Source organism: uncultured Lamprocystis sp. (assembly GCF_903933125.1).
Classification (GTDB): Bacteria; Pseudomonadota; Gammaproteobacteria; order Chromatiales; family Chromatiaceae; genus Thiodictyon.
On the sequence record NZ_CAIZIZ010000400.1, the window covers coordinates 1 to 8,897 of the forward strand.

Below are 8,897 nucleotides of genomic sequence, written 5' to 3' on the forward strand. Positions count from 1 at the left end.
CTGGTGCGCCGCACCAGTTGGGCGGCGGCGAATTTCGTCAACTCAACCGCAGACCCGGACGCCCTCGTTATTTCCCGCCAGGATTGGCAACGCGTGCTGAATCAACTGGCCTCGACTCCCTGAAATGGCCAAAGTCGAGAAGAAGAAGCCGTCGTCGTCGACGGCCAGTGCCTCTTCTCCCGTTTCCTCGTCAGCGGGTTCCACCCACGACGCGGGCGGGAGCGCGATGCGTGCGGGCGGAAGCGCGCCGGACGTTGCCGACTCAGCCCCGAAGATCGCATCCAGTTCCTCATCGAAGGACCGCTCGGTGGCTTGCGGTGCAGCCGACGTCTCAGCGTCAACGCCCGCCCCGTCCAGGGCTACGAGACCAGTCTCCGCGTCGTGGTCCGGCACGCCCTCGCCGGTCTGCATCGCCCGTTGACCAGCGCCGTGCCGGGCCATTCGCTTGGCGTTCCCCAGCAACAGGGCGAGGCCCATGCCTTCATTGAAGATCGGCCCCTCGATCGGGCCTGTCATCGGGACCCGGGCGAACCAGTCATCAATCGTGTCGACCACCGGGGCAATCCGGTGGTCGATGAACGACAGACAGGCCAACTTCTCCCGGATGCGCCTGAAGGTCCCCAGCGCACGGCGGTGGAGTTTGTCCTTACCCTCAAAGCTCTGATCCAGTTCCCGGGCCATCTGCTCGACTTCCGCGAAAATCCCATCGCCGAGCCCGGTGACCTCCTGCTCCAGCGTTCCCGGCGTGTCGGCCGGGGCGATCCGGACCAACTGAAAGCCGAAACGCAGCCGGCCGCCGACCACATTGGCGGGTTCGATGGCCCGCCGGATCGGTTCCTCCCAGGCCGGCAGGCTGGAGATCCAGTCCTCCAATGCCTGGTCATACTCGGACAGAAACGTGATGATCTCGGCGTCGAACTCGGCCTTGATGACCGCAAGCATCGCCGCCAAGGACTCGGCATGGCAGTTGGGAACTGCGTACCCGCCCAGAAAGCGCGTACCGACGCGCAGGCAGGCCCGCTCCCCAGTCTTTTTGATGCGGCCGAACGCGTTCAGCGCCTCCGGATTGCAAATCCTTTTAGACCCCAGTGACACGAGTTCCTCGGGCGGGATCTCGGTCCCGAGCTTCAGGTCTTCGGGCCGGAGTTTCTTGCGCCCCGACCAGATGTTCACACCAAGCACGACCAGGGTGATTTGATCGGTGATGCGCTGGATGCGGTGGATGTCTTGCACAGTTGGTCTCCTTGCCACACCACGACGCACGCGACCGCCTGGCGGCGACCACAAGCGCCGCGGTTGGCGGTTGGATTGGACGATGGGTTTAGAAGTAGAACCCGTCTTCATCCCCACCCAGCAGGGCAGCGATGTCGATGGCGGACTTCTGCGGCTTCCTCGGCGGGGACTGCGGCGCTGGCGGGCGCTCGGGTGTCGGCGGTTGAATGCGCGGCAGCGGACTGACCGCCCCTTCCGTGTTGATCAGCCGCCGCCCAACCGGCTGGTAGCCTTTGTTCATCTTCTCGGTCCGACGCTGATGAATGATCGCGCGGGTCAGACCAAGCTGGTTTTGCACCAGATGACCGGCTTTCCCCCACCGGACCTCAAAGAGCCCGGAACCGGTGCCCATTTCGGCGTAACCCCACTCCTTGGCCGATCCATCCGGGTGGGTGAAACGGAACAGTTCGTAGGTCTTCGTGGTCACGGCTGCGACCCCGCCCAGTAGTCGCCAAAGACATCGGCGGCGATCCGGTGGATCGCTTCACGCTGTTCGGGCTCGGCCCGCGCGGTCAACGCTTGAGTCAAGGCGTACTCGAACACCTTGGGCGCGCCCTTGAACGTGAGGGACAGGCCCGCCCACCGGACCAGGGTCCGGGTGCTCATCGTGACGGTCAGCTCCGCCCCGCCCTCCTTGGCGCCGACGAACAACCGGCGGACCTCGCCGGCGACGGCGATCATCTTCTCGACGATCAAGTCCGGCAGCCGCGGGGCCTGAGCCTTGATGATCTCCTTCTCGATCGTGGGTTCAGGGTAGCCGACATGGACGACGCGGAAGCGGTCCATGAAGGCCAGGTTCTGGCGCAGGACCCCCTGGTAGAGGCCCGAGCCGTCCCCGGCGCCCACCGAGTTGCCGGTGGCAAACACCCGGAACTTCGGGTGCGGTCGGATGACCTCGCCGCCGTTCTCGGCGATCACCAAGGGTTGCCCCTCGATGATGTCGTTCAGTCCCGCCAGCTCGGACGGGTCCATCAGGTCACTTTCGTTGAGGATCAGCAGGTGCCCATCGCGGGCGGCCACGGCCAAGGGCCCATGAACGAATCGCGTCTCGCCCTGCACCAGGACGAACTGGCCGATCAGGGCGTGCAGTTCCATGCGTCCGTGACACGTGACTGCCTGCACCGGCCAGAACAGTCGGCTGGCCACCTGCGTCACCAGGCTGGTCTTGCCCGATCCGGTGGGGCCGGTCAGAAAAAACCCATCCCCACCGGGATCGCGCAGGAAGGCGAGGATGTCCCGCAGCACCTCGTTACGGAACACATAGGGTTTGCGCACGGGGATGTGCGGATGGGTCTCGTCAGCGAAGCCGAGGACTTCGAGCCCGGCACGGGCCTGGACGCCGAAGGTCTTGGCCACGTCAAATCGTTGGTAGGTCATGTTTGTCTCCAGGGTCGGTTGAGGAACCCGAGGAGACGCACGCCTCCCGCTGGGGAGAACAGGTCTCCCCGGGCGGGGGTGTCGATGGGCGCCCGCGGGCACCTCTTCTCAGTTCGGCTGTTCTTGTTGAGCGCCCAGCTTGCGCTATGCGTTTCTCCGCCATGGGAGAGACGACAATTCGGCTGTCCCGTGCAGACTCGATCGCTCGCTATCGCCAGAGTCGGCAGAGGACAGCCGCCGGGCCGGGGCCCGGGGTGTCGAGATGCGTGGTACCGGACCCCGCGCCCATCCATGGGCCAGGGGCGGACGTATCAGAAGAAGAAGCCCTGGTCCGCTTCGGCCTCGGTGCGGACGACCTCCAACTGCTCCTGGTCGAACGGAACCGCCGCCCGTTCCTCCTTGAGGACGGTGACCTTCACCCGGTTTGACGTTGCTCCCCGGAACGGCTCCAGGGTCTTCGGGTCAAGGTCCGGGACCAACGCGGCCAGGGCGTCCTTGTACCCGATGTTCCCGCGTTGGCTGTAGCGCAGGACCTTCAGGCCCGCGGTTTCGGCCAGGATGAAGTCGCCCATCATGGCGACCAGGCCCTCCTCAATGATGTCCAGGTTCGCTTTGAGCTTCTTGGCTTCGGCGTCCACCTTCGCTTTGCGCGCCGCCTGATCGCGATACTCCACCGCCATCCGCGACCACTGCACGAGCGCCTCGCCCGTGGGGGTGAAGATGTCGCGTTCCGGATCGCGGGGCGGCTCCTTGTCGGTTTGCACCCGATCCCAGAAGGCGCGGCACTCGGGGATGAGTGTCGCGGTGATAAACGCGTCGTCGCGTTCGACCTCGAACTCCACCCAGGCGCCGGGGCCGTACCAGAACACGAGCCAGCCTTTGGTTTGGTCTGCTACGAACAATTGCGTTTGCACCTGCGGCCAGTAGAGGTGAAAGGCCGTGGACTCGCGCCCCAGGTCCAAGACCTCTTGGTAGACCGCTTGACAGGCGACCTTCAACTCGACCGGGTGGCCGTCGTCGTCGATACCGTCGAACGAGGCCCGGAATAACGGGTCCGCATCGGACTCGGCGCAGAGCGCCAGGAGCATCGTGTCATGCGCCTGCTCAAACGCCAGCCGCGCCGGGTCTTCGCCGGCGATTCCTTTGTTCCGGAACCAATCGCTCGACAGTTCCGTCTCCGGGCGTACGAGCCCAGTCTTCTCCGCCCACAGCCGCCAGGGCGTCTTGTAGGGTGAGCGGCCCAGGATGACGGCCACCTCCGAGGCCGAGATCCCCTGCGCTCGCCACTCCAGCCACCCCGGGGTGCGCTGGACCAGATCGATGACTCTCATGGTTGGTGCTCCACGAACAGGGGGCACCAGGCCCCACGGGGCAGCGGGTGCCCCGGTGGGGTTGGGTAAGCGTCGGTGTGCGACCGCCATCCATGGCGATCTTCCGGCGGTCAGGCGGCCTGCGCCTCCTCCGCTTGGGTCGCCGCGACCGCTGCCGCCGCGGCCTTGCCCAGTTCGTTCAGGGCAAGGGTCAGGTGTTCCCCGGTGAAGTGGGAGCGGGCGTAGTCCTCCGCCTGCCCCCAGGCCTTCGTGGCGGTGGCTCGTCCAACGAGTTTCTTGATCTGTGCCTGGACTGCCTCATCAATGGCCGTGGTCTTGGCCTGGTCGGTCGGCGGAATCGTCTCAGTCGCAGGTTGGTCAACCGACGCTGACACAGTCCCCGCAGCCTTTCGAACGGTTGGCACCGTGGCCTGGGCAGCGACTGGCGGGGTGTCGATGACGGACGCCATGGGTACGGAGTCCGCTTCAATCACCTTTCCCGCCATTTCCTCCGCCGTATACTCACCGGCCTCCTCCGGGAACGCCGCTCGCAACGATGCGGCTTTCGCGCACTTCAGGAGCTGCCCGCGGGGACGCTTTTGCCACATCTCATTCGGAATCGGGGACTTGCCTTGACGTGCATAGGCCTCCTCCCAGAAGACCATTTCCGAGAAGGGACAGCGAACCCCGTTGACCAGCCGGTAAACCCTGACTTCGGCCCACTCCGGAAAGGTGACGGTCGCCTGCGCCTCGACCCATTGCTCGTCGCGCATCACCGTACCGGCGAAGGTCTTCGTTTGGTCAGGACCAAACTTCGGAGAATCCAGGCCCGCCCAGAGCCCGGTCCTCGCCGCCGTAATCTGCACTTCCGCGATTCCGGGCCAGATGGTCTCGACGTATTTTCGCTTCGCGCTCGACCACATCGGCACGACGTGGACCGGACGCTTCATGATGTCCAAGCCGCGAGCCTGGCAATACCTGACCGCCAGAACGATCCCTTCGGCGGTGTTCGCCGATGGGAAAATGCTGTCGGTGAGGACCGCCCAGGTACTCGGGTCGAGACCGATCTCCGCCAGGACGGCGGTGGCCACCGGGATACGACAAGGGATCGCGCCGGTGCCGGGAACGACTGCTAATGGGCTCTTCTTGGTGGTTGCCATGGTGTGTCTCCGAGGGTGAATGACCCGGGGAGACACACCATCCCCGTAGGGAGTCGGTCTGCTCCCCGGGGGTTGCGGTGATGCCGGTTTGGCCGGCGTTGGGTTGCCTTCCGTTACGCGAAGGCGATGTTCCAAACGTCAAACAGCGCGCGCTGTTGGGCGCGCGCAGCGTTGCGTTGGGACTCGCGGAGGTGCTCCACGATCGCTGCGGCGGCCTCCTTCGCCGCCGTCAGGATGTAGTCGTCGCAGGACTCAAAGCCCCAGCACGCGTCCCGCTGGGCCGTCGCGCGTCCGTCCTCATCGAGCAGGCGCACTTCGTAGCCGAGGTACCACCACGCGTTCTTGCACCAGGCGTGGAGGTATTGGAAATCCTCCGCCACCGCCTGGGCAGCAACCATGCGTGCGCTCGCCGGCTTGGTGCCGAAGCGTGCCGTGAGCCAGTCCTGGAGTCGCGTGACCGTTGCGCTGTCGCACCACGTGGCGTCGTGGAGTCGCGTGGCGACGCGGGGGCGCGCGACCGGCGGTCGGTGCGTACCCCAACGCTCGCGTAGCGCGATGCGCTGGGCCTGGGCCACGTCGTAATAGCGCCGGAAGTTGCGGTCTTTGATGAGAACGCGTTCCCCCGGATGCTTCTCACGTCGGGTCCAGTCGGATACCGGCCCGTGGCCGTCGGCCCGTTCCCAGGGCGGGTCATCGTGGTCGTCGAGGGCGATGACGAGCGAGAATTTCATCCCTTTAACGACGATCTGGGTTGCTCCGGTCCAGACCTTGGTCGAGTAGTCGATCATGGTTGTCTCCTGCGGGTGTACCCCGGTGAGACGCACCGCTCCGCAGGGGGAGAGGAAGTCTCCCCCAGGGGTAGAAAAGTGAATAGCGGCACGAACGCCATCGCTGGTGTCGCTGATGGCGAGGCGAACGGTTTTGCCTGCGCCAAGACCCGAGGAGACGCATCTCCCGCGATGGAGAGAACGCGTCTCCCCGAATCGGGGCGGGCGATCACATCAGGTCGTGTAGCGCACGTCCGGCTCGTTGCCGAGGTTGCCGATCAGGATGACTTTGTTGATCCCTCTGGACATGGTGGTCTCCTAGTGGTCGGTGCCGCCGGTGCGGCGGCGGATGACGGTGGGCACGTCGTAACGCGCCCAGTCGGTCGGGCGGGCGCGACGCGCCCGAACCTGGCGCATCCGGGCGGCGATGCCCAGGGTCGCGATCAGTAGGAGAAGCGCTCCGTATAGGAGCGTGGATGCGAGGTCACTCATGGCGCGGGTCTCCAGGGAGGAAGGGGGCACCATGCCCCGGGGGGCAGTCGGTGCCCGGTGGGGTTATCGAACAGGTTGCGGAGGTCAGAGCGACCGCGGTCGGGTCGCTCCGGTGGGGCTCACCCACCGTAGCAGCCCTCCTGACTCAGGACGCGGGTCCCGGTTGGTCGTGGTCATCGGTGGTGCTGATTTCTTGAAGCGGCCAGCTACCGCGATGCGGGTCTCCACCAAGGGAGACGCGACAATTCGCCTGTCCACTGCGCACGTAGCGGACTCCAGCGACAGCAGGATCGCAGTGGACAGGGGAATCGGGGGTTGGTCGGCGCAATGGGACGCGACGCGCAAGCGTCGGAGCGTTCAATGCGAACCGCTGCGCCTGATCGCGCGGGTGATCTTGGTGGCTGCGGGGCACCACCGCCGCGACGGGTCGGCGGCCAGGGTCAGGAAGACGCCCGTAGCGGGCGGGGTGGGCTTGGCCGCGTGGCTGATCGATGATGGCGCGTGTCGACGCGCGCCGACGGGGCAGTCGCGAGGGGACCAGGGATCGTTATGGCTTGCTCTTCCGAGGTCCGCAGCGCCTCGGGCGGCCAGCTACCGCGCAGGGAATATGTAGCCGATGTCCCGCGAACTTGCAAGCGGGTATCGCCTCTTGTTCGGCTAACCCGCGGTCAGCGGCGTCGATCTCCCGCAAAGTGGCGGATTTCCGCAACCTTCGGCGACTGACAGCCAGACGCCGTGCGGCATACCTTGGGCGTTCGACCCTTCCTCATCATCGACTCGGTAACCCCCCATGGCCGCCACCGCCCCCAAGCCGTCTGCCCGCCGCGAGTCCCGGTATAGCCGGCCTTATGTCCCCGAGACCATCAAGGTCCAGTCCCAGCACGCCCAACGGGTCCTGGAACGCGGGTTCTTCCGGGTCGCCGCAGCGCTGTACGCCATCGACGTGGTACTGCGCATCATCGGCGACGACGACGAAATGGACCAGGTCGACGGCATCGTGGATGCCATGATCCAGGTGTTTGCCCAGCGGATGGAGGCCGAGATCCAGCGGTTGGAGGGGCAACGCAAACAGCACGGCATCACCAAACCGGTGGCCTATACCCTACCGCGAACGTTGACCGTCAAGATTTCCTCACCCCAGTTGGCCCTGTACACCACGCTGGTGCAGGTGCTCGACCGGTTGATGATGGAGATTGATGTCCTGTGGCTGAACCGGGCACTCAGCAACAAGGAGCGCAAGCACGCCGTCTACGCCTGGCGGGTCGAGTTGCTGGACGTTGGGCGCAAGATCGTGCAGTTGGAGCGGCGAGCCCGGGAGGCAGCGGCGCGGCAGGGAAAGGCGGCGGAGGTTGAGGAGGCGACGGGGGATGTTGCCATCGTAGTGGAGGAAGCGGGCGAAGGAGCCGAGACGGCGCCTGAGACAACCGCGGCCTAATTCGGGGATCGGGGCTCACCCGCGATCAGCACTGACTGCGAACAGTGCTTGTCGTCACCGGAGACCTCGCCCCACATCGAGGGCATGCCGATCCGGGCCGACGCTCGATCCACGCAGACGCTCCAGACCTCCCGTCTCTTCCTGTGGTGGCTTTTGTTGTCGAAATCGAGGGCAGCACGCATTGCCCCGCGCGATGATCTGGCCGCAATGAATCGGCGTGCCGTAGGATAACTTAGGCGATTGTCGGAAAATCATGTACCAGATCGCGAAGGATTTTCGTCTGCCTTCAAGGATCGCCGACAGGAGCATAGTCGGGCTATGTGACTGTCGGCGCGACGCGGAAGGCGGGCAATAAAACCGAGCGAGGTGCTACATGATTTGACGGAAATCGCCATTAGTTGACACCCGTCACATGCGCAGGCGTGTGCGGGCTTGCGCTGACTCCATGAATGCGCCAATCTCAGCATCTGACCCTGCCGCGCTGGAGGTGCCTACGTCGCTTCCTATTCGCCGCGGTGATCGATTCCGGCATCATTGATCGTCTCGATGCCCGCAAGGGGCGGGATAATGGTCGGGAGTCCGTCACGTCACCCACCACGATTTGGCCACGGGCGGGAGTTACGGGTAAAGGCCAGTGAAACCCTGGTCTTCAAACAAGCCGGCCACCACACTCTGACCAATCGGATCGAGGTTGACGGCCAGTCGCGGGGTCCGCGCCGCACGGACCGATCCGAAATTCGGCTTTTGACCTCTCGCCGGATGGCGCTGCACGGATTAACCGTACATGAAGGACTTGGACCTCAACACACTCTGCCCCGGTTGCCTTGCTGCCAAGGGTCGGGCGAATCCTTGTCCGCATTGCGGCTACGACGAAACGGCCCCGCGCGGCGCCTTCCTGCTGCCCCATCGCACCCTGCTCAACGGCCAGTTCCTGGTTGGGCGCGTGCTCGGCAAGCCGGGCGGGTTCGGTATCACCTATCTGGGCTGGGACCTGAACCTCCAAACCCGGGTGGCGATCAAGGAATACCTGCCGCGCGAACTGGCCGGGCGGGCGACCGACCGGGCGACCGTCGCACCCCACACC

At 65.2% G+C, this 8,897-nt stretch carries 8 protein-coding genes and 1 pseudogene; 2 read left to right on the forward strand and 7 right to left on the reverse strand.

All coding sequences use genetic code 11. The annotated features are described in order from the left end of the window. Positions 1-42: 42 nt before the first annotated feature. From QZY03_RS21135 to QZY03_RS21165, 7 genes are all read right to left on the reverse strand, one after another. Complete coding sequence (locus tag QZY03_RS21135; protein WP_295584319.1) at positions 43-1,233, reverse strand: DUF3150 domain-containing protein; 1,191 nt, start codon at positions 1,231-1,233, stop codon at positions 43-45. An 88-nt stretch (positions 1,234-1,321) separates the two neighbouring features. After that, positions 1,322-1,699, reverse strand: coding sequence for a hypothetical protein (locus QZY03_RS21140; RefSeq protein WP_295584321.1), 378 nt, complete (start codon positions 1,697-1,699; stop codon positions 1,322-1,324). Continuing rightward, on the reverse strand, positions 1,696-2,649 hold the full coding sequence (locus QZY03_RS21145) for an AAA family ATPase (protein WP_295584323.1): 954 nt from the start codon (positions 2,647-2,649) through the stop codon (positions 1,696-1,698). Before QZY03_RS21145 ends, QZY03_RS21140 begins: the two co-directional genes overlap by 4 nt. A 311-nt stretch (positions 2,650-2,960) precedes the next feature. Further along, a complete protein-coding gene (locus QZY03_RS21150; RefSeq protein ID WP_295584325.1) occupies positions 2,961-3,980 on the reverse strand; it encodes a lambda-exonuclease family protein in 1,020 nt (339 codons plus the stop codon). Positions 3,981-4,090: 110 nt separating this feature from the next. Next, positions 4,091-5,119 (reverse strand): phage recombination protein Bet, encoded by a 1,029-nt coding sequence (bet, locus tag QZY03_RS21155; protein ID WP_295584327.1) that lies wholly within the window; start codon positions 5,117-5,119, stop codon positions 4,091-4,093. 113 nt (positions 5,120-5,232) lie between these two features. Next, positions 5,233-5,907, reverse strand: coding sequence for a hypothetical protein (locus QZY03_RS21160; protein WP_295584329.1), 675 nt, complete (start codon positions 5,905-5,907; stop codon positions 5,233-5,235). Between the two features lie 297 nt (positions 5,908-6,204). Further along, on the reverse strand, positions 6,205-6,378 hold the full coding sequence (locus QZY03_RS21165) for a hypothetical protein (RefSeq protein ID WP_295584330.1): 174 nt from the start codon (positions 6,376-6,378) through the stop codon (positions 6,205-6,207). Between the two features lie 790 nt (positions 6,379-7,168). Between QZY03_RS21165 and QZY03_RS21170 the strand changes: the two genes are divergently transcribed. Then, positions 7,169-7,813, forward strand: a complete 645-nt coding sequence (locus QZY03_RS21170) for a hypothetical protein (protein ID WP_295584332.1) — start codon at positions 7,169-7,171, stop codon at positions 7,811-7,813. Positions 7,814-8,597: 784 nt separating this feature from the next. Next, positions 8,598-8,897 (forward strand): annotated as a pseudogene (locus tag QZY03_RS21175) (protein kinase); the annotation flags it as partial.

Coding starts and splice junctions, on each gene's coding strand:
- bet (WP_295584327.1), bottom strand. CDS start 5,119: ATGGCAACCACCAAGAAGAGCCCATTAGCAGTCGTTCCCGGCACCGGC.
- QZY03_RS21150 (WP_295584325.1), bottom strand. CDS start 3,980: ATGAGAGTCATCGATCTGGTCCAGCGCACCCCGGGGTGGCTGGAGTGG.
- QZY03_RS21170 (WP_295584332.1), top strand. CDS start 7,169: ATGGCCGCCACCGCCCCCAAGCCGTCTGCCCGCCGCGAGTCCCGGTAT.
- QZY03_RS21165 (WP_295584330.1), bottom strand. CDS start 6,378: ATGAGTGACCTCGCATCCACGCTCCTATACGGAGCGCTTCTCCTACTG.
- QZY03_RS21145 (WP_295584323.1), bottom strand. CDS start 2,649: ATGACCTACCAACGATTTGACGTGGCCAAGACCTTCGGCGTCCAGGCC.
- QZY03_RS21160 (WP_295584329.1), bottom strand. CDS start 5,907: ATGATCGACTACTCGACCAAGGTCTGGACCGGAGCAACCCAGATCGTC.